The 22,196-nt window shown below is 55.1% G+C and carries 14 protein-coding genes; 4 read left to right on the forward strand and 10 right to left on the reverse strand.

The features are described from left to right. Nucleotides 1–8: 8 nt before the first annotated feature. From HDC32_RS10225 to acs, 5 genes are all read right to left on the reverse strand, one after another. Nucleotides 9–1,121: a succinylglutamate desuccinylase/aspartoacylase family protein gene (locus HDC32_RS10225; protein WP_131697798.1), complete on the reverse strand. Its 1,113-nt coding sequence runs from the start codon at nt 1,119–1,121 to the stop codon at nt 9–11. 1 nt (nt 1,122) lies between these two features. Next, on the reverse strand, nt 1,123–1,821 hold the full coding sequence (locus HDC32_RS10230; protein ID WP_053140043.1) for an ABC transporter permease: 699 nt from the start codon (nt 1,819–1,821) through the stop codon (nt 1,123–1,125). Next, nucleotides 1,818–2,507, reverse strand: coding sequence for an ABC transporter permease (locus tag HDC32_RS10235; protein ID WP_010208305.1), 690 nt, complete (start codon nt 2,505–2,507; stop codon nt 1,818–1,820). The genes HDC32_RS10230 and HDC32_RS10235 overlap by 4 nt, the downstream gene beginning before the upstream one ends. A 92-nt stretch (nt 2,508–2,599) precedes the next feature. Next, a complete protein-coding gene (locus HDC32_RS10240) occupies nt 2,600–3,385 on the reverse strand; it encodes an ABC transporter substrate-binding protein (protein ID WP_131697799.1) in 786 nt (261 codons plus the stop codon). A 634-nt stretch (nt 3,386–4,019) separates the two neighbouring features. Next, entirely contained in the window at nt 4,020–5,975 is a 1,956-nt protein-coding gene (gene acs, locus HDC32_RS10245; RefSeq protein WP_131697800.1) for an acetate--CoA ligase, read from the reverse strand. Between the two features lie 411 nt (nt 5,976–6,386). Here acs and HDC32_RS10250 point away from each other — a divergent pair, with 411 nt between their 5' ends. From HDC32_RS10250 to HDC32_RS10260, 3 genes are all read left to right on the forward strand, one after another. Further along, nucleotides 6,387–6,656, forward strand: a complete 270-nt coding sequence (locus HDC32_RS10250) for a DUF2790 domain-containing protein (protein ID WP_027607759.1) — start codon at nt 6,387–6,389, stop codon at nt 6,654–6,656. Nucleotides 6,657–7,235: 579 nt separating this feature from the next. Continuing rightward, on the forward strand, nt 7,236–8,486 hold the full coding sequence (locus HDC32_RS10255; RefSeq protein ID WP_024077017.1) for a ribonucleotide-diphosphate reductase subunit beta: 1,251 nt from the start codon (nt 7,236–7,238) through the stop codon (nt 8,484–8,486). A gap of 395 nt (nt 8,487–8,881) precedes the next feature. Further along, a complete protein-coding gene (locus HDC32_RS10260) occupies nt 8,882–9,184 on the forward strand; it encodes a hypothetical protein (protein ID WP_311771963.1) in 303 nt (100 codons plus the stop codon). Here the strand turns inward: HDC32_RS10260 and HDC32_RS10265 are convergent. From HDC32_RS10265 to HDC32_RS10290, 5 genes are all read right to left on the reverse strand, one after another. After that, nucleotides 9,172–12,327, reverse strand: a complete 3,156-nt coding sequence (locus tag HDC32_RS10265; protein WP_184743758.1) for a BPTD_3080 family restriction endonuclease — start codon at nt 12,325–12,327, stop codon at nt 9,172–9,174. The genes HDC32_RS10260 and HDC32_RS10265 overlap by 13 nt on opposite strands. Continuing rightward, the gene (locus HDC32_RS32060) at nt 12,327–15,323 is read right to left on the reverse strand and encodes a site-specific DNA-methyltransferase (RefSeq protein ID WP_184743761.1); all 2,997 of its coding nucleotides are present in this window, start codon (nt 15,321–15,323) and stop codon (nt 12,327–12,329) included. The genes HDC32_RS10265 and HDC32_RS32060 overlap by 1 nt, the downstream gene beginning before the upstream one ends. A gap of 53 nt (nt 15,324–15,376) precedes the next feature. Continuing rightward, nucleotides 15,377–17,794, reverse strand: coding sequence for a helicase-related protein (locus HDC32_RS10275; RefSeq protein WP_184744154.1), 2,418 nt, complete (start codon nt 17,792–17,794; stop codon nt 15,377–15,379). A gap of 437 nt (nt 17,795–18,231) precedes the next feature. Then, a complete protein-coding gene (locus tag HDC32_RS31855) occupies nt 18,232–20,445 on the reverse strand; it encodes a hypothetical protein (RefSeq protein WP_221461879.1) in 2,214 nt (737 codons plus the stop codon). Between the two features lie 876 nt (nt 20,446–21,321). Next, entirely contained in the window at nt 21,322–21,879 is a 558-nt protein-coding gene (locus HDC32_RS10290; protein ID WP_128591564.1) for a hypothetical protein, read from the reverse strand. Between the two features lie 146 nt (nt 21,880–22,025). Here HDC32_RS10290 and HDC32_RS10295 point away from each other — a divergent pair, with 146 nt between their 5' ends. Further along, nucleotides 22,026–22,190, forward strand: coding sequence for a hypothetical protein (locus HDC32_RS10295; protein WP_019692636.1), 165 nt, complete (start codon nt 22,026–22,028; stop codon nt 22,188–22,190). The last annotated feature ends 6 nt before the right edge of the window (nt 22,191–22,196 follow it).

The raw sequence follows: 22,196 nt of genomic DNA on the forward strand, positions 1-22,196 counted from the left end.
ACAGGTGGTCAGTCGTTGAGCAAGCGCCCGTGACGCAGCGCTTCGCGCCCCGCCACCTTGGCCAGCCAGAAACCCGCTTGGGCATAACGTAGCCGTTCAACGGCAAACAACACCCCCGAGGTGCCCGCGCAGATAATGCTCACGCGGTCTTCCAGGGGGTCAATCACTTCAAAAATCGGCTCGCCCTTCTCGATCCAGTCCCCGGCTTTACGCAGGTAACTGATCACCCCGGCATGGGGCGCGAACAGCAATTCGGTGCCTTCGAAGGGCACGCCTTCGCACGGTTCGTGTTGCGGCGCCGGCCATTCGCCCTTGATCAGGCCTTGTTCGGCGAGAAACGCGAGGATGCCTTCGGCGTGGAAGATCGCTTCGTCACGGCCCGTGTCCGCTTGACCGCCCAACTCCAGCGTCGTCGCCAGGCAGGCCAGCGGGACCTGCGCGTCGGGAAAGGCGCGGGACAGACGCAGCCACGGCAACGAGCAAGCCTCATCAAACGAGCTGCCACCGGAATCTTCCGCGAGCAAACCGACTGTCACATTCAAGTGCGCCGACAACGAACGCCACTGCGGCCAGTGCTGGGGCAGCGCGTACATGTGCAGCGCGGCTTCGGCGTCGCAGTGCAGGTCGAGGACGATGTCGGCGCTGCACGCATGGCTCAGCAGGATGCGCTGCATGCCTTGCAACTGGCTGCCTGGCTCAGGCAATGCGTTGAGCACATCGGCCATCGCCTGGCGAATCATGCGCACGTTGGCGTGAGGGTCATCCCCCAGCTTGCCTGTGAGCAACTCGGCCACCGGCTCGCTCAACTCAACGAAATCGCGGTTGAAATTCTTGCCGCTGCCCACCTCAAAACGGCCCTGGTGGCTGCCTTGCAGCAGCTGGCCCAGGCCCATCGGGTTGGCCACCGGCACCAGTTCGATCACGCCGTTGAGGGCACCTTGCGCTTCAAGTTCGGCGAGGCGTTTTTTCAGCTCCCACGCGGCGCGCATGCCGGGCAATTCATCGGCGTGCAGGCTGGCCTGGATATAGGCCTTGCGCTCGCCGCTGCCAAAACGGAACACGCTCAGTTGGCGCTCGCAGCCCAGGTGGCCCCAGGGCAACAGGTGATCGATACGTTCCATATCAGTGCTTCCGTGGAGCCAGGTAGCTCAGCCAGCGGCGCTCGGCCAACTTGAACAGGCGTACCAGGATAAAGGTCAGGCACAGGTAGAACACGCCGGCGGTGATGTAGGCTTCGAACGGCAGGTAGAACTGCGCGTTCACCGTGCGCGCGGCACCGGTGATGTCGATCAGGGTGACGATAGAAGCAAGACTGGTGGTCTGCAGCATCATGATCACTTCGTTGCTGTACTGCGGCAGCGCGCGGCGCAGGGCCGACGGCAGCAGAATGCGGCGGTACAGCTTGTAGCGCGACATGCCCATGGCCTTGGCCGCTTCGATCTCGCCATTGGGGGTGGCCTTGAGGCTACCGGCAATGATCTCGGCGGTGTAGGCGCTGGTGTTGATCGCAAAGGCCAGGCACGCGCAGAAGGTCGCGCTGGACAGCAGCGGCCACAGGAAGCTCTCGCGCACCGCTTCGAACTGCGCCAGGCCGTAGTAGATCAGGAACAGCTGCACCAGCATCGGCGTGCCGCGGATCACGTAGGTGTAGAGCCAGGCCACGCCGTTGACGACCGGTTGCTTGGACACACGCATCAAGCCCAGGGGCAAGGCGGCGAGCAGGCCGAAGAACAGCGAGATGGCGAGCAATTTCAGGGTGGTCAGCAGGCCGCCAAGGTACAGCGGCATGGCCTCCCAGATGACGTTGTAGTCGAAGATCATAGATCAGCCGCCCTTACGCCTACCGAGTAGCGCTTCTCAAGATGACGCAAGGCCAGCAACGACACGCTGGTGATCACCAGGTACATCGCCGCCACTGCGAGGAAGAAGGTAAAAGGCTCGCGGGTGGCATCAGCCGCCTGCTTGGCCTTGAACATCATGTCTTGCAGGCCCACCACCGAGATCAGCGCGGTGGCCTTGGTGAGTACCAGCCAGTTGTTGGTAAACCCGGGGATCGCCAGCCGGATCATCTGCGGCACCATCACCCGGAAAAACACCTGGAAGCTGCTCATGCCATACGCAAGGCCGGCTTCGGCCTGGCCCTTGGGGATGGCCATGAAGGCGCCACGGAAGGTTTCCGACAGGTAGGCGCCAAAGATGAAACCCAGGGTGCCGATACCGGCGGCCAAGGGGTTCAAGTCGATATAGTCGTCATAGCCGAGCATCGGCGCGACGCGGTTAAGCAGGTCCTGACCACCGTAGAAAATCAGCAGGATCAGCACCAGGTCGGGGATCCCGCGGATCACCGTGGAGTACAAGTCACCCAGCCAGGCCAACCAGCGCACCGGCGACAGGCGTAACGCGACCCCGATCAGACCCAGAACAATGGCCAAGGCCATGGACGACAAGGCGAGCTGAAGCGTCAACCATGCGCCATCGAGGATGACGGCCCCGTAGCCTTTCAACATGATTCAGGTCCTCGAAAAGGGGGATGAAAAAATGGCGCAAACCGCAGGAATTCTGTTGCTTGCGCCATTTCAGGACAGACAGCTGCGAGTACTTACTTGGCTTCAGGGCCGTAAATATCGAAGTTGAAGTACTTTTTCTCGATTTCTTTGTACTTGCCATTGGCACGGATCGCGGCGATGGCAGCGTTGATACGGTCCAGGTTTTCCTTGTCGCCTTTGCGCACGGCGATGCCTACGCCGTCGCCGAAGTACTTGACGTCGGTGAACGCCGGGCCGGTGAACGCATAGCCTTTACCGGCAGGCGTATCGAGGAAACCTTCCTGCAACAGGGTGGCGTCGGCCACGGTACCGTCGAGGCGACCGGCTTCCACGTCGAGGTAGATTTCGTTCTGCGAACTGTAAGGAACAACGGTGGCGCCTTTAGGTGCCAGGACTTCCTTGGCGAAACGGTCGTGGATCGAACCGCGCTGTACGCCGATCTTCTTGCCTTTGAGCTCATCCAGGCTGTCGCTGACCGCAGAGCCTTCCTTCAACACCAGGCGCGCTGGGGTCAGGTAGTAGCGGTTGGTGAAGTCCACGGACTTCTTGCGGTCTTCAGTGATGGACATGGACGACAGGATCGCGTCGATCTTGCGCACTTTCAAAGCCGGGATCAGGCCGTCGAACTCTTGCTCGACCCAAGTGCACTTGACCTTCATCTCTTCGCACAAGGCGTTGCCGATGTCGTAGTCAAAACCGACGATGCTGCCATCCGGCGCCTTCGAGGCAAACGGAGGGTAAGCCGCTTCGATACCAATTTTCAGAGGCTTGCCTTCAGCGAAAGCCTGCATGGACAACACGGACAGCGCCAGGGCGCCCAACAGCACGAGTTTCTTCATCTTGGGACTCCATCGGTATAGGGCAAAACAGCAGTATGAGCCATGGCCCACGATGCGACTGAGTGAAACCGAATAGCGGTGCTGCGTCCTACGCGAGTGACTGCATGCGACGACGAGCGAGTGATCGGCATTCTAACGACAGGCCGGAAGCCGATATTTCCTCAATGCGACAACAATTTACAGAAGCACTGAGAAAGCGGTTCCAGCACATTGACAGCCTCTGGATTTTATGCAGAGACAAAAGATATTAAACCTGTTGATGCTGCAAATTGCGGGCCTATTATTCGCAAACCCTTCTAGCACGGCAAGTGTGGCGTTTAATCTTATTGCCGGGGGTGTCTAAAGCGCGGTTTTTCGGGGCATAAGCGTAGCCCTTTGCCTCATGTTTGGGCGGTGGGTTACACATTTGTGCCACTCGGTAACATTCAGAAACCTCCTACGCAAAAAACCGATATTTATTGGACTGGTGGTCATGCGGATCTGTCAGACCCTCCCCCATACCCACCTTGGAATGAAATCCAAATGTGGGAGGGGGCTTGCCCCCTCCCACAGGGGATCTCCAGTGGTTTTGAGAAACCACAAAAAAGCCCCACTCGGCATACACCGAATGGGGCTCTTTCCCACCTACCCCGCCTTACGCGACGTTCATGGTCTTGTGGGTCTCAATTAAATGCGCCACTACGCCTGGGTCCGCCAGGGTGGAAATATCGCCCAAGCCGTCGTACTCGGCCGTGGCAATCTTGCGCAGGATACGCCGCATGATTTTCCCCGAGCGCGTCTTCGGCAAGCCCGGTGCCCACTGGATCACGTCCGGCGAGGCAATCGGCCCGATTTCCTTGCGCACCCAGTTCTTCAGCTCCAGGCGCAGGGCTTCGGTGGGTTCTTCGCCATTCTTCAGGGTCACGTACACATAGATGCCCTGGCCCTTGATGTCGTGGGGCACACCCACCACCGCCGCTTCGGCGACTTTAGGGTGGGCAACCATGGCGCTTTCGATCTCGGCGGTGCCCATGCGGTGGCCGGATACGTTCAACACGTCATCCACACGGCCGGTGATCCACCAGTAGCCATCCTCATCGCGACGGGCGCCGTCACCGGTGAAGTACATGCCACGGAAGGTCTTGAAGTACGTGTCGACAAAACGGTCATGGTCGCCGTACAGGGTACGGGCCTGGCCTGGCCACGAGTCGAGAATCACCAGGTTGCCTTCGGCGGCGCCTTCGATGATGTTGCCCAGGTTGTCCACCAGCGCCGGCACCACGCCGAAGAACGGCCGTGCGGCAGAACCCGGCTTGAGTGCATGGGCACCCGGCAGCGGGCTCATCAGGGTGGCGCCGGTTTCGGTCTGCCACCAGGTGTCGACGATCGGGCAACGGGATTGGCCGACGTTCTTGTAGTACCAGTCCCACGCTTCCGGGTTGATCGGCTCACCCACCGAACCCAACAGGCGCAGGCTGCTGCCATCGACGCCTTCGCAGGCGGCGGTGCCGGAAGCCATCATCGCGCGGATCGCGGTCGGGGCGGTGTAGAGGATATTGACCTTGTGCTTGTCGACGATCTTGCCCACCCGGGTGATGTCCGGGTAGTTCGGTACGCCTTCGAACAGCAAGGTGGTCGCGCCATTGGCCAGCGGGCCGTAGACAATATACGTGTGGCCGGTGACCCAGCCGACGTCGGCGGTGCACCAGTAGACTTCGCCCGGGCGGTAGTCGAATACGCGCTCGTGGGTCAGGGCGGCGTACAACAGGTAGCCGCCGGTGGTGTGCTGCACGCCTTTAGGCTTGCCGGTGGAACCGGAGGTGTAGAGGATGAACAACGCTTCTTCGGCGCCCATCTCTTTTGGCGCACACACAGTGCCCGCCACTTTCATCAGGTCTTCGTACCAGATGTCGCGATGCTGGTTCCACTTGATCGAACCATTGGTGCGCTTGCACACAATGACCTTCTGGATGCTGCTGGTTTCCGGGTTGGTCAGCGCGTCGTCGACGTTGGCCTTCAGCGGAATTTTCTTACCAGCGCGAATGCCTTCATCGGCAGTGATCACCACCTTCGACTTACAGTCGATGATGCGACCGGCCAGGGCCTCCGGCGAGAAACCGCCAAACACCACGGAATGGATCGCGCCAATGCGGGTACACGCCAGCATGGCGACCACGGCTTCGGGGATCATCGGCATATAGATGGTCACCACGTCGCCGCGGTGCACATCCTGGCCGCGCAGGGCGTTGGCGAACTTGCAGACTTCCTCGTGCAGCTCGCGGTAGGTGATGGTGCGGCTCTCGGCCGGGTCATCGCCCTCCCAGATGATCGCCGCCTGGTCGCCGCGCTCGGCGAGGTGACGGTCCAGGCAGTTGTAGGAAACGTTCAGGGTGCCATCGGCGAACCACTTGATGTCGACATGGTGATCGTCGAAAGAGGTCTGCTTCACCGCGGTGAAAGGCTTGACCCAGTCAAGGCGCTTGGCTTGCTCGCGCCAGAAACCATCGGGGTTGACCACCGACTGCTGGTACATGGCCTTGTAGGTTGCCTCGTCGGTCAGCGTGTTGGCTGCTACTTCGGGGCGAACGGGGTACAGGGAAGCCGCACTCATCTTTCTTACCTCGGTGACATAGTTGTTGTTGTATGACCCAGTTGTATCCGGGGTGAGCCTATAGAACCATTCGACGATGGTAGTAACAAGACCCTACAAAATGCCCTGCTATCCCCGTTTGCCGCTCTGGCCCGCAGCCTGCGGGGCTTTGCGGGTAGGTGAAAAAACCTTTACCACGGGATTGTTACAAAAACCGCCAATAGTCTTTATCAAAAGCACGGGTATATGAATATAACCCGCAGGCCTAGAATCACTTCCGCCAACCAAGGCATTGTGATTAACACAACAGTGATTAACAACGTAACAGCCCCCACGAAGGCACGTTAATCCGAACTAACCAACCCTAAGTTACACACGTGGCCTCACAAGGGCCCCGTGGCCCCTTTCGCCCTGAAGAAGGTAAGTAAAGAAATGAAAGCTCTCGTAGTTATGGCCCTCAGCAGCTTGTGCGCCACCGCCGCCCTGGCCGACGAGGCCCCGACCGAGCTGGCCGGCCAGAACGCCCCGATTGTTGAGGATTACACCTACAGCACCAAGCTGGATGTGGCCAAAGTATTGTCCATGAGCACGATTCCGGAAGTTTGCGAAGTTGTACCGGTGAAGATGGAATATGAAGATTCCCAAGGTCAGCGTCATATCCTTAATTACCATGTCATGGGTAATGGTTGCTCTAACGGATAACAACTTCGTTAGTTAGAACAGACCCGGATCTTATTCGCCGCAAGAAATCGTTCTTGCGGCAAAGAACCGGCCCCAGGCACGACACGCGGTAAAGGTGGAAGGGGCTTGCTCCCGATAGCGGTCGTCACTCAGCCCAGGCCCTCCCTTCCTGCCCTCAAAAAGCCCTCCTCTCCCCACCACGATAAATAGCCCACCGCCCGTCAAAAATTTCCTACCCCATCAACCCCCCGCAAACCCTCACTCTGGCTCAAATAGCCGCCTTTTTGTCTCTGATCCGAGACCATCCGCCGCAACACAAAGCCGAATTTTTCCCTATAATGCGCGGGTAAATCGGGCCTGCAATATCCCTTTACACTGGGACGAAGAGCCAAACCTTGAGCCCGCGCGGGAGCATGCACCTGTCGCTCCGCCCCTCAAGCCTCACGCAGAGCACCCGTTACCCAATTCCGTTTATTTGCCTGCGCGAGCTGTTGCAACAAACGATTCCTTAAGATCCACCGGGCCCTGGGGCCGTGTGAACACCCAACCATCCGGTTTCACACGCGCACCTTTGAGCCCTCACGCAGGAGACGACACGTCATGCTGAGCTGGGACGAATTCGACAAAGAAGAAGACGGCGAAGTAGCCACCAAAGGCGCCAACGCCGGCCACGCCACCGAAGCCAACATGGACCGCCTCGACGGTGCCGGCGCCGCTGCCGCCATCGAAGCCCGCGCCGTCACCGCCAGTGACTCTGCCGCCATCGTGCGCGCCAAGGCTGCCCTGGACAAACTCGACGTCGCCGAAGGCCTCGCCGAACTCGAAGGCGCCTCCGCCCGCGTCGCCGTTGACGAAAAGCGCATGATCAACTGCCGCGCCGACCTCAACCAACTCGTGCCCTTCAAGTACGACTGGGCCTGGCAGAAGTACCTCGACGGCTGCGCCAACCACTGGATGCCGCAAGAGGTCAACATGACCGCCGACATCGCCCTGTGGAAAAACCCCGAAGGCCTGACCGACGACGAACGCCGCATCGTCATGCGCAACCTCGGCTTCTTCTCCACCGCCGACTCCCTGGTCGCCAACAATCTGGTCCTGGCCGTCTACCGCCTGATCACCAACCCGGAGTGCCGCCAGTACATCCTGCGCCAGGCCTTCGAAGAAGCGATCCACACTCACGCCTACCAGTACTGCATCGAATCGTTGGCCATGGATGAAGGCGAGATCTTCAACATGTACCACGAGATCCCATCGGTCGCCAAAAAGGCAGCCTGGGGCCTGAAATACACCCGCTCGATCTCCGATCCGAAGTTCGAAACCGGCACCGTCGACACCGACAAGGAACTGCTGCGCAACCTGGTCGCCTACTACTGCGTGCTGGAAGGCATCTTCTTCTACTGCGGCTTCACCCAGATCCTGTCCATGGGCCGCCGCAACAAAATGACCGGCGTGGCGGAACAGTTCCAGTACATCCTGCGCGATGAGTCGATGCACCTGAACTTCGGCATCGACGTGATCAACCAGATCAAAATCGAAAACCCACACCTGTGGGATGCCGAGATGAAGGAAGAAGCGACCCAGATGATCCTGCAAGGGACTCAGCTGGAGATTGAATATGCCCGGGATACCATGCCGCGTGGGGTGTTGGGCATGAATGCGGCGATGATGGAGGATTACCTCAAGTTCATCGCGAATCGTCGTTTGTCGCAGATTGGTTTGAAGGAAGAGTATCCGGGGACGACTAACCCGTTCCCTTGGATGAGTGAGATTATGGACTTGAAGAAAGAGAAGAATTTCTTTGAGACTCGGGTTATTGAGTATCAGACGGGTGGGGCGTTGAGCTGGGATTGATTCCTTAGCACGTGGAGTCGCATCAAAAGCTGAACCCGTCTCATTAAAAAATGAAATGGCGCGCTGAGATGAGGCCCCTGCCACGTCAGAAATGGATGGCAGAGGTCAGTAAAAAAACTGCTCAACTGGATGCATCAACCAGACAATTTCTTCAACACAGGGTGACTGTGTATGAAACTGGTGGACAGGGTGGCCAAAAAACACAGCCTCCCCCGCTCAAAACCATTAACCCCCGAAACCTTTTCGCTAACGTGAACCGGGTGCACCAAAAAGGGCTGCCAATCGCAGCCCTTTTTCTTTGCACAACCGACGGTAATATTGAGCAGCCTGCCAGCTGGACAGAAACACCAAAATCATCCGGTAAATTGGCGAGTGACTTTTATGGGAGAGACGCCGTGAAACTGCTGAATACCTACGACGATCATGACGATGCCAAGGACGCTGCTGAAAAGCTGGTTGGGGAGAAACGCCTGGCCAGCGAGCGAGATGCCACCGTCGTGATCTACAACCTGTTTGGAATTCCCAGCTGGGGAAACTTTCACCGGCTAGGCATGTACAACTTGATTGAGCTAAAAGAGCTGCTGGATCGGAAAACTTATTGGCAGCCTGAAGACATCAACCGCCATCAGCAGATCCTGGCCACTCTTAATACAGTGGCCAAGAACTACTCTCTAGAACTTCCCTCTCACTGGCTGTGACAGATCACAGCCGCGTTTCCTTGAAGCTTGTCCAGGCTGAGTTGATTGAGTTCTACCCCTAGCTTGCTTGGGTCCTGAACGACCATATAGTGCCAAAGTCCGTGCTCGCCGCTGCGGTTCACCGCATCAACCCAGCGCTGAGCTGCCTTGGCCTTGATATCCGCGTCATCTTTGTACTGACCCTTGACCTCAATAATGACTTTCATCCCGATATCAAGCTCCGCAATGAAGTCCGGCACATAGCTGTGCTTGATGTTCTGTTTACGGTAGCTGATGGCGAAGCCTAAACGGTCGTTCTTCACCCACTTCGCGACGCCGGGGTGGATGTCGAGCAGAAAACCTGCACTCTGCTCCCACTTAACAGTATCGGCCACCATTAAATTCAGGTGGCACTTGGTGACTGCGCGCACTGATTTAGTCGTATGAAAATCCACGTACAGCGTGCTTCCGAGGCCGGCAGAACCCTGCGGAATGACCGGCAAAAACCCGTGCTTTTCCTCTGTACCACTTTGCAAAGCGTTGTAGAGGCTTCCGATCACTGACTGTGTATAGTTACCGCTGGCCAGGACGTCGCAAGCACAAGAGTCGCCCTTGAGAACGAGTTTCTCTCGTAAGAACCGCGCACACGCATTCAGTACCTTTGGAAACAGCGTTCCTATTGGCACGCTGTCACCACGCTCAGTGCGCCATTGTTTACAGATTTCTTTGGCTAGAATAAAAGCGACCTGCTGATCGCGGAAAAGATCGCGCCATTCAGCCAACGTCACTGAGGACTTCTTTCCTGCGCCGAAAGCCGTCAGGTGGCCATCAGGCGCTACCATCTGCCCAACCTGAACGGTTGTTGGCAGCGTCATCGGGTCTATAGTGACTTGGGCGACTTGAGACCAATCAACCACAACATCGAACTGATTCACCTCTTGGTAGCCCATGACCATGGGGAAGTCGACACGGTACTGTTCACGCTCAGGCATCGAGAAAATATGGTGCTGCTCGCGCTCTGAAACCGTCGGATTAACCGAGCGGGTTTTGAATGGAACCAATTCAAATGGGACACCAAATACCTTGGCCGTCTCCTCAGTGAAGAGCCCTGTATCTTCATTAACGACATAGCTAGCACGACGTAGTGCACGCCCCACTACCTGCTCGCAGAGCAGCTGCGAGCCAAATGGACGCAAGCCGACGATATGGGTAACCGTGTTGGCATCCCAGCCTTCTGCCAGCATCGCAACGGAGACGATGCAGCGAATATCCCGACCTGGCGGAATGCGCTCGTCGATCCATTGTAAGGCTTGGCTATCACCCTCTTCCTCATCATCGTCACTGTTGAGCTTGTCATTGTGCTTGCGCACCAGTTCTGACCACTCTTCAGGTACTTTATCGCCCGGCCATTTGGCCTTACCGATAGTGTCGAGGATAAAGCGCATACGCCTCACCTCATGGCTACCGCTGCCTGCCTCCATTTCCTCGGCGATCTTGGAATCAACCCGAACGGTAAGCTCTTTGCCCGGCATATTGCGGAACCACTCGGGCGCTTCACCGTAACCGCCTTCGTTGTTAGCGAGCCAACCATGGACTTCCTTGGCCACCTTGGTATCGCGGCAAACCACGATGAACACGGGAGGAATGGGATAGCGCTGCTTCTCTTTATGCAGCAGATCCCACTCCTGGAATTTCTTGTACCAGTCGGTTGCGAGCAGGGTAATCGGCGTACTGGCGTAGTTCATTATTAACTGCGGTGTGAGCTTTTTGCCGTGACCATCCTCTTCGGCCTTGGCTTCCACCCAACGCCATACGTTGAAGTAAGCAGCTTCCTCGGTGCCCCCAACGTCAGCAGTTGGCAGCTCTGGAATCTTCACCAGGCCGGACTCGATAGCGTCGAGCAAACCGAAGTCGGAAACGATCCATGGGAAAGGTTTACCGATTTCGTTACCCGAGCCCTGGATGTAAAACGGTGTGGCGGAGAGGTCTAGGCAAAGATTTATTCCGTTCTTGCGACCGTTAGCCAGCTTGTTGATGCGGTCGAGACCTTCGATCCAAATAGTAGCTTCTTTGGCGTTTTTCTTGGCGGTGTCTTTATCGTCTTCGAGGGAGGTCTCGGCCTCTTCATCGAGATTGTCACCGCGTCGATAGGCATGATGAGCCTCATCGTTGAACACCAGCCAATGCGGACTGCTGCCACGCCCTGTGCCCAGCTCCTGGCGCATGCGCTTGAACCAGGCAGCATCGGATTCAAAGTATTTAACATCGACTTTTCCTTTGTCCTTACCCGACTGTCTGGTGATCTCAACGGCTTCGCCAGTCTTCACGACTTTGGCCGAGTCTCCATTGACGGTGTTGCTCTCCAGCTTGGCGAGTTTGTGCCAGTTGGCGATCATCACCTCGCCCCGGCGCAGCTCTTCCATTCGCTGTACGGGCACCAACTGTCGGGTGCGGTAGAGCGATAAGTCGCCCAGCAGTGGATCGAGTTCTTTGAGGCGTTCGCGGATGGTGACGTTGGGGCAAACGATCAATACCGTATCGGAGAAGCGATCATCAGTCGGCGCTGCAACACGATTCAGAATCGACCAGGCAGCCATCATCCCCATAACGGTGGTTTTGCCCGAGCCGGTTGCCATCTTGCTCGCGTAGCGCGTAAAAGCGCGCAACCCCCTTGCTTTGCCTTCCGGGCCCGGCTCGTCCTTTGGAATGCCAACGAGGCCCTTTTTATAGACGTCTGCGGCTTCCACAAGAAAAATGATGGTTTCTGCTGCTTCAATCTGTGCAAAGAACAGGCGTTGCCCGCGATCTTCGGCGCGCCACAGCTCAATCAACTCCTTAGTGACCCGAGAGGCTCCGTCATAAGGAGTGCCAGTCAACTTGCCGGCTCGCCAATCCTTAACGCTCTGGCGGATCAGGTTGACTTGCCCTAGCTCTTCCTGGGAACCAATGTCAGTTTCACCGAGTAGTTCGGCCTGTCGCTTGTTCTTGCGGCCTGTGCCGGCACCTACTGGGACGCGGTAGAAGTAGTAAGCCGGGCGGCGGCCTGCCGCTTTGATCGGCGCTTTACCAACGGCCACTTGCCAGTGGTGAGTCGGCTCCACGTAAGGTGAGTTGATGATGGGTTCCGGTACTTCGCTGACCGGCACGGCGGTACGTCCGGTCATTACTCCGCCTCCGCCACGTTCAATACGCGCATCAACTCGTTACCGCGCTCATCGATTACCTTGATAGCGATCTGGCCTTTGTTGTCTGCAACGAAGGGCTCACTGGTAGTGCCGGCCAGGTGCTCCCATACGCTGTCATTAAACTGGCCCTTGAGTGACTTTTGCAGGTTGTCCCAGGCGCCGGTACGCGGGAAGAACACCTGGCTGGCACAAAAGGCCATGCCGTTGTAGCTGGTATCGAGCATCCAGCACGGCAGGTTTTCCGGCTCAACCGATTCAGTCACCATGGTGTCAGGGCGGAAGGTATCCAGCCCCAGCAGTTCAACCTGATACATCGCACGACCGTCATCACGCAGCCCAGCAGACGAGATGCGGGCATCCGGCAACCCTGTGATCGAGAACAGCTGGTCGGTGTGGCTAGTCTTGAGCAGATCGTCCATGGCTACATCCGGCGTCACACTGATATAGGTGCAAGGCAAGCGCAGGCGCTTGCGGTCATCCACCAGTTCACGGGCCTTGGCCTGGATGGCAAAGCCGAAGAAGAACAGCTGACCAAATTTGAGGAAGTATGCCTCACTGGCGGCTTCGAACACCTGGTCGGAGCTAATCGCACCGTCCTCAGGGCCAAAGACGATAGCGATACGCTGTTCCTGTTCGTCCAACGCTTCTGCGTGCAGGAAGTCATTATCAAGTACCCGAACCTGCTCCAACTTCAGGCTGCGATTACCCGGCAGGCGCAGATTATGGCTGCGACGCAGAATATCGATCATGCGATCCAAGTAGCTGCGGGCGTTGTAGCCAGCGGCTTGTTCCGCTGCCTGGGTGGCACCTTCCACTTCGAGGGAGTGAGCGGCTTGAATGGTAGCTTCGACGGTGAAGGGGCCGCAGACACGAGTGATACCGCTATTAGTTTCTGGACGATTTACCAATGTAATGGTTTCCGGCTCCAAATTGTTCGCAATTGACTTTAAAGTGATACGAGGTACTAGACCTCCAACTTCCTCACCCTTTCTATTTTGTTTGCGTTTATAAACAAAACCGCCACTTGGCCCGCGATTGTGTGATTTCAAGTCATACCATGGAAAGGTCGCTGTTAGCAGGCGTTGACGGGCCAAGGCTAAAGGTACACGAGATGTATCGCAGGTAATCCAACGACGGCCCCAGCGCTCCGCTACTTTTGCAGAGGTGCCCGACCCACAAGTTGGATCAAGAACGAGATCTCCAGGTTCGGTGCAAAGCAGCATGCAACGCTCAATTACCATTTCATTCGTTTGGACTACGTATAGTTTGTCAGACGAAAAACCTGCGATACCAGTATCAGACCATAAATTTGTGATGCCAACGTATGGGAAATCATTGAGATATCTTACATATCGAAGCGAGTTCCCAATGACTATTAGCCTTCCAGCCTCAGCTACTTTGCTCATGCTGTCTTTTGGTATGCCCCACCAACGCGCCTTAGGATCAAATAAGCTACCTTCGTGCTCAAAAACGTATTTTGCTCCAGGCCCAGGCTTAGTCATATTGTCAGGACTAAATATTTTCGAGCCTTCAGGGATTATCTCTGGGCTTTTCAATTCCTCAGGAAGAATTCGTCGCCTAGTCCCATCTGGAAGCTCTAAATGGCTGTACCCCGATACTGTTTCAAGGGTTTTTTCGGTATAAATTTGATTATACTTACAAGAATTTATATCTTTTGCATACCATAATATGAAGTCAAGCCTAGAACTAAGTCTGGAGCTGGACTCAAGACCAGATGTTTTGGCGAAACAGATTGTCCCTTTGTAGTTCTTTTCACCAAAAACCTCATCTAGAATTTCTTTAACATGGTGAAGATTTTCCTCTGATATTTGAAGGAAGATGCTGCCACTGCTATTTAGCAGCTCTCTGAATAATAGTGCTCGATCCCTGATATAAGACAAATATGAATGAATCCCTAGCTCCCATGTATCTCTATAAGCTTTAACCATTTCTGGCTCGCGAATCATAGATTCATCAGCGCCATTTTTAACATCACGCTTACGTACAAATGGTTGGAAGTTAGAGCCAAATTTTACGCCATAAGGCGGGTCGAAATAGACCATCTGAACTTGCCCACCCATCCCTTCATATTCAAGTAATGAGTTCATCACTTGCAGGGAGTCACCGAGGATTAGGCGATTAGTCCATTGTTCCTTATGAGTGTAAGCATCAAGTTGGTCGGCAATGTCCTTGTCTGCGTTATCGCCAAACAAATCCAGCATGGTGCCAGCGGCCCGGTGGGATTCGAGCGTCTTTAGAATGTTTTGCGTAGAATGCCGCTCATGGACAAAGAGCGGCACGGTGGGCACGCTGATTTGCCGGCGTTCAGCTTTGCCTGCCCAGTTGAGGAAGGGTTGGGTCAGGCTTCTAAGGCGTGCCACGCACTGGCTCAGGCTGTTAAAGCGTTCACCATTGCCTTTCCATACCTGACCTTCGGTAAAGACGCTGGCTTCGCCTTTTTCTGCGGCTTCAGCCACCAGGCGGAGCAGCCATTCAGCAAAGTCACGCTCGGCATTCTCGTCCCAACACAGCTCTGGTGCCAAGCTGGAGTCGTAGCGGTACTGCTTTGGCGGCTTTCTGGCATTGAACTGCTCTTGAACACCTACATCCGGGCGGCTGGTGGCCTTGGTGTCGTACTGGTAGGTGGCATAAGGGTCTGCGCCTGTGACGGAGTCCGAGGTCATCTGGTTGTCTTCAGCTTGTAGACGATGCTTAGCCAGCACCTGTTCTGCCAGAGATGAAGGCTTGCTCGCTGAAGGCTGCGCCAAAAATACCGAACCACCACGACCCTGACCTTTACCCAGCACACCATCGGCAATCAAGGCATCGCGAACGCGCCAGTAGTCTTTTTCGCTGAAGCTGAATGCTGCCGCCTCGGTCAGCTGCTGCTGAAGCTTGATATTGCCGATGCTGCTACCGTCCTTTGGGAGTAATTGAAGGATTAGGTCGTGCAGGTTGGCGTCGTGTTGCCTCATGGTGTTCTTCCTTAGCTAAAACGGGGCGGCACTTAGGCCTAAAGTGTGCGAACTCAGTGCTGCTGCGTCCAGCCTGCGGCAGCCCAGTCCAAATTCTCGGGTATCAGGTAGCGATTACTGGCATCTGCCAGTCGCTGGTTAGCCATCTCTTCTGCGGCTTTGAACAGCATTTTTGAGGTTTCGCCATCGGTACTCAGGGAGCTGTGCTCAGCAGGTGTCAGCAACCACTGACTGGCTTTTGCAGGGTTGAGAGTGGCTTTGCCATCTTTAATCTGAATGGCCACAAACTCCTGTCGCATTCGTTTGCCCTGCGGGCCTTGCCAGCGCAGCATGGCACCGAGCAGTGCACCCTCGCAGAGTTCAGGTGCTTTGAGCATTGCAGCCAACCCACCGAACTCGTAATCGCACGCTTTACCCAGCAGGTACTGCATCAGCTTGGAGTTGAGGTCGAGCATTTGGGTGTCAGGGCGATTTGCGGCCAGCATACGATCCAAGGTCACGTCCATACGCTGAGAGGCTTTGGGGGAAAGCCCCATGTCCTGCATAACCTGCTCGGACAAACGAATACGCAAAAGCCGCTCTTTATGACTTCTCTCCGCAACTTCGATGCCCAGTTGATCGAACATTCCCAGGACGAAACTGTAGAGGTGCTCGACGGTGATTTCCAGCTCATCGCGTAGCTCATTTGGGTCGCTGGTGGCGGCGTGTACAAACAGTTCTCGTTGTTTGGCGGCAGCAGTGCGTGCCTGCTTTAACGCCTCATCAATACGCTCTCGGGTTCGGTCGATGCCAAGTTTTGTGGCTTGTTGCAGGATATCTTCCACATCGATCAACTCGGCCAGTTGACCGAGGATTTCGTCTTTCAGGCCATCATTGAATTCATGCTGCTGAACCTCTGCCAGATCAGTCACCACACTGTCGATCCGTTCATACATCAAGTCGACGATATTCTGATCCAGGCTATCGGTTTGCTGGATATTGAACACGACAACCTTCTTCTTCTGTCCATAGCGATACAGGCGGCCAATGCGCTGTACGAGGCGCATGGGGTTCCACGGGAGGTCATAGTTGACCATGACGTGGCACTTGCTCTGGAGGTTGATGCCTTCCCCGCCCGCTTCAGTCGAGATCAGAAAGCGCGCTTGCTCCTCAAAACGCTTGATGGCCTCTCGTCGCTCAGCATGCTGCATAGAGCCATTGATTAGCTCGACCTGGTCGCCGCCATAGTGATCAGCTAAGGCATCCCGCAGGTAGTTTTGGGTGGTGCGGTATTCGGTAAAAATCAGCACTTTCTCATCAGGGTTGGCTGCGTGAATTTTGCCGATGATTTCTTCGATAAACAGCTTCAGTTTAAGGTCATTGGCTTTCAACGCTGCGGCCTCAGCAATCAAATCTTTTAGCAGCTGCACCTCGCCAGCAAAGAACTCGCGTGCATCACTGGTGAATTGTTCTTCCCACTCACCCAGGTAGCGTTCGTCGCTGGGCTCGTCTGCGGACGTACCATTTGCTTGATCGTCGAGCAGGCGCTTAAGGCGATTACAAAGCGCCCGGTGAATAGCTGCTGCGCTGGAGGCAGCCAGTTTGCGATAAACCGTCATGACGAAACCAATGGCGTTGCCTTTACGGCCTAGCGATTCACCTGCGGCATAGCCTTTGCGCAGATAGTCCTGAAGCGTTTTATCGAACTCGACGGACCCCAGGCTGCTGGGCACCTGCATAGCACTGGTGATTTTGCCTTGGAAGATGAAGTTTCCTTCTGCGTCTGTTACGTCAGCTTTGTGGTTGCGGAATACCATGTCGTGCAGAATTTCTGGTTTCAGGTTGAGCGCCATTAATTCGGTACGGCGCTCAGGGCGAAGTAGCTCTAGCAGTGCCACGAACTTGTCCTGCATGCCCTGGTGAGGGGTCGCACTCAGCAGCAGCATGTGCTTGGTTTGGCTGCGTAGGTTTTTCGCCAGGTCATAGCGCTCAGAGCTGTCCAGTTTTTGCCCGTACTGGCGGCGGCTGAGTCGATGGCCTTCGTCAAAAATTACCAGATCCCAAGGCTCTGCCTGAAGCAGGCTTTCCAAGTGATCCTCCTGCTTGAGTCGATCCATGGAGCCGATGACACAGTCGTGCATCTTCCATTGGCGGGGTTCATTAATGAAAAAATCCTCGCCATAGATCTCGAAATCTTCGAGCTTGAACTTGTAATACAGCTCTTCCTGCCACTGTTTGGTCAGGCCAGCGGGCGTGATCAGTAGGATGCGTTTGACTAGGTCTCGTTGCCGCAGAGCATGCAACAACATACCGGTCTCGATGGTCTTTCCCAAACCCACATCATCCGCAATTAACCAGTTGAAGTTGCCGGATGCGAGAATGTGGTGCACCAAGTGAATCTGATGAGGCAGTGGTTCAATCTCTAGGTGGGAAAGGGCACCGGTGTTTTCATTCCACACCTTTATGGCGTAGGCCAGCATGCGCAGGCGCATACGCTCGGCATCATGTGCATCGCCTTTGCTGGCGGTGACAAAGCGATGCTTAACGCCCTTGACTTGACGCAGATATTGATAGGGCAGCCAATGACGCTCACCACGCTCAGGAAAATCGACCAATACTTGCTCGCTACCTGCCAAGGTACGCTGCTGCATGATGATGCCCTGCCCTAGTGAGCGAACACCGCTACCAGGAGTTTCGTCGACCACGTCCATGCCATTTTGAAAGCCCGAGCGCACGGCAGATGCATCGATATAGGCCAGCTTCTTTTCTGGACTGAACCAGTGAACCTGAAGCTGATCTTCGGCCTCTTTAGCAATGGCCATTTTGACGATGCCTCGGCGTTCATTCTGGCCGCTGGGTAATGTTTGGCTAACCCAGCAACCAGGAACGTGGGTAAGTCTGAGGGTTTTCATGCGCTAATCCTTTATCCTTACGGCTCAATACTTGGCGAGGGTTGGTCGGTACTTTGCGTGTGCAAGGCAGATGCGAGCGGCGCTGCTGACCATTCAGGCGGTGCTTCATCATTAACATCGTCAATGCTCTCTTCCTCGGCCTCAATGCCACAAGGCGTCTCTGCATTCTCAGCCTGTTTCTTCGGGCGATTTTCGGCATTGAGCGATGGCGTTTCTTCTAATGGCGGCTTGTCACTGAAATAGCAACCGGGCTCCTGAGGATGTTTGGTTTGAAATACTCCATAGGCTCTAAGAATCTCGGTTTTTTCATACTCCAATGCATCGCACAGACCCAGATCGCTGTATTCCTCAGCAGGCAGTTCGTGAGGATCGCAGAAGTCAAAGGGCTGATTGGCAGGTAAGCAACCTTCCAAATTGGCAAACCGAAACCACAGATACCGGGCAAAAGCTTTAAACGCACGGCGTAAGACAGTGTTCTCGTACCAAGAAGAAAAGAGACTTTCGAGCAAGACCTCGACTTCTTCCACCTGCGGTAGAGATTCAAAAGAACGGACGATCAGCAAAGCTGTCGGCCAAGACAGTACGTAGTGGGACAGGCGACTGCTGCCGATTTTATCAAAAGCGATCCAGTAGATGTCGTTCTCTGCCCAGATAACTTTGATATGAGCTGCCAGAACCAACTCGGCGGGAGTCATCCCTTTTTCGATTTCTCTTTCAAGCGCAAGGCGTGTCTGCCCGCCGCCGCTCATGAAAAAAATCTGTTGAACCAGAGGCAGCGTACTGAGCGGCCAATTGGTCTTTCCGATCAACTCAGCGGCTTTCTGGAGCGCACGATCTCCGTGGGAGAGTTTGTCAACATCCCCATCATCGGGCTCGGTAACCAGAGCCTCACCGCCATCAAAGACTTCATCCGGGTCAAAGGCGTAAGCCGCATAGTCATCTTCAAGGTCACGGAAGTCAGCCACAACACTAAGGATGTCTTCTTCCTGCTCAGCCCCAAGCTCGAAGATCGACAGATCCTGCAAGTCATGATCAAGGTCGATTTGATCTTCCAGATCTTCAATTCCAAAATTCAGCTGGGGCGAAGTCGGGGTGTTTAGTTCTAGATCGGTTAGCGCCAGGTACTCGTCATCCTCATCGTTTTCCTCAGATACTTCATCGTGAGTTTGAGACGTTAAAGCAGGAACCTCCGGGGCTGGCAATGTCGTTGGCTGTAATGGAGATTCATGAGAATCCGATGGTTCCGGAGCGCCTAAACCTTTCGGTTGGACAGAGATTAGTGAGCGCCCTGATTTGTTGAATACCTTGACCTTGGCTAACCCCTCTCCAGCTTCCGTCTCCTTCCGTGGATGGGCAAGTTTGAGAACGGTTTTTGTGGCGGAGGGCGGGGTGTCCTCATCCTCTGTCACATGCTCACCGGAGAAGTCGTCTGTAGTAGCTGGAGCCGTATCAGGCTCATCACACGCTTCAAGCTCGTCGAGGCATGTTGAGGCTTCAGATGGCGTTGATTCAGATTGCCCCTCCCACCAAACGTCCGTTTTCAAAGGGGGGTATTGAGAAGCCGTGTGCTGAATGAAGGTTAATGAATCATCGACTGTCTCGGTCAACGCCTTGTTGGTCGGAGCTGCTGGGTTTTCTAGGGTCGTCAGATGCTCAGATGAGTCACTGATGAATGCCAGATCACTGTCCGTTGGCAGGTCGTCTGTAGACTCTTCAGGCTCAATCTCGATAAAGGCTTGCTGTTGGCGTTTCAGGAGAAGAGCACGCTGCATGGCCTTTGCCCCATCCATGGGGCGTCGTTGCAGCATGTACACACGGCTGAGCAGATTCAGGGAATCAGACTCTTCAAACGCATCAATGGCTTCCAGGAGGAGCGACTCGGCAGCCTGCAACTTGCCAGACGCGACCAGGTCATTGACGTCTTTGATGAGCAGCTCTTTGCTGCGTTGCTTGCTCTTTATCGAGAGCATTGGCGGTGCGCGATGTTTTTTGAAGTGGAGGATCAGTTCAAGCCTGCGTTGGATATCATCCGCTGACTGATGGCTTTTCAGGAATTCAGTAAGGAGTGCCTTGGCTGTGACGTGCTGCCCTTGAGTGATCATAAGCGAAATTGCTTGGAGTAGACCTTCCGAGGAGTGGCCTTTCAGGCACGAACGGATCTTCGTCTCCAGCTCTTTTGGATTCGATGCGGCAAAGCTCCACAATTTGTCTAACAGCGCTTCCCAATCCATTTCCACACCGACTCCGTCACGACACAGCCCCCCTACGCAAAATCGAGGCTCGGCTGAGGTTAGCACTGCCTCGTAGGTTAGTAGCCTGTGTCGTCCGTCACCTTACCCAGACCGACCTTGTGGGTAAAGGCAAACAGCCACTATTGCGCTACTTTCTTGTCCGCCCTGCCATAGATTGCTTGAAATTACGCGCAGCCGAGGGCCGCCTTCGGCGCCTATCCAATCTGTTTATTAAGGCAGGGAAAGTAGCCATGTGTTTTGACATGCACGGTATGTAGGTACACCTCAACCATTGATACAAGCTCGGGATCAGACACTGTCACCACCCCCAGAAAGGCATCACCTCCGAGGATACAAGCCGTTTGCTCAGGTGTATAAGAGCGCTCACTAAACCCATGCTTTGGAAAAGTTCGTCTGCCATCAAGCTCGACCTGCGGGGTTCTCACATGGTCCCATACTCGGTGATGCAGATTGTTTTTGGTAGCCTTTCCGATATAGATAATCTCGCCGTCCGGCGAGCCAAAAAAGTACACCCCGCTCTTGGAGACCAACGCCATCACCGGTCGCGAGGAGGCCTAAGTTTAGTGGATCTAACCAGTTCCCTATGGCTGGTCTATTTTCGCCAAACGCGAAATTGACCGTGACATCTGAAAAGAGGCTAGGGAGGCTATGAATCAGGCTTTCTAGGGCGGCATAAGCTTGTTGAAAATTCAACGATTTCTCCAGGTGATCAGTCCAGGGCTGAGCGAAAGTGGCGTTACGATTCCGCGCCCATAATTGCCATTTTGCGAGACCGCGCTCCAACCTGTTCCACAGAGAGCAACACGCCACGAGAGGTCGGAATGCCTACCTCTCGGTCAATTTCACACCCATCACTCAAGCATTTAGAAACATCACCACTTCGATGGCTCGGAGCGGTGACACTGGGTAACCCATTTTTTCGTTGACCGAAGAGTGAAGGCCTGGAAACCGTTCGTCTTTTCGAAGCTCACTCAACTGGCCCAGATACTTCAAATAGGCCTCCGTATTGTTCACTCTGTACTGATGAGCCGCATGACCATGAATAAAGCGATAGATCTTCGAATCCCAAATGGCGAAAGCATCGGGATTAACAAAGTGCAGCAGCTTGGACGCCCCTACCACCGAATTGTTGACTAGAGCAGCCAACTCGGCCAATTCGCATTGATCCAAAACTCCATTGACACGCGCTTTGTTGAGTAAGTTGGCTCCCTGCTGCAATGTCCGTTCAGCCGTTGGGTACAGATCCAAGATGGTCGGCATCCAGCCGTAAACGATGTGCGCTCCGCAGACAAAATCTCGCTCGGTTAAGGCCGACTCTGTCTGTAATTGCGCGAGAATATGTGGGTAAGATCGAATGTAAGACTTCTTACGGTCTACCTTCGTTTGAGGCTCCAACAGAAATATGTCCTGCATTGGTTTGGGCTCCTGATTAACGTGAGTGTTTAGATAAAGCGGGCTTCGAAGGGCAAATCAGCGGCGAGTCGCAAAAAATCAACCGCGACATAGGTTGTCGTCAAACGGATTAGGCTAGGAGATCAACAAACAAGGAGCCTCACCTGATGAAAATTTATTCAGCTTTTATGCAGCGCGTGGTCGCCACCGCAGGCCCCCAGGCCAACTTCAGCATCACGGTGCAAGCCGTGACCTCAAACATGGCTAAGATCACCGCCGAAGCCCAGTACCCTGGCTACAAATGCATTAACGCACCGACGCAAGTTCGCTGAGAGTAC

Origin of the sequence: Pseudomonas sp. JAI120, assembly GCF_014207255.1 — a bacterium.
Lineage (GTDB): Bacteria > Pseudomonadota > Gammaproteobacteria > Pseudomonadales > Pseudomonadaceae > Aquipseudomonas.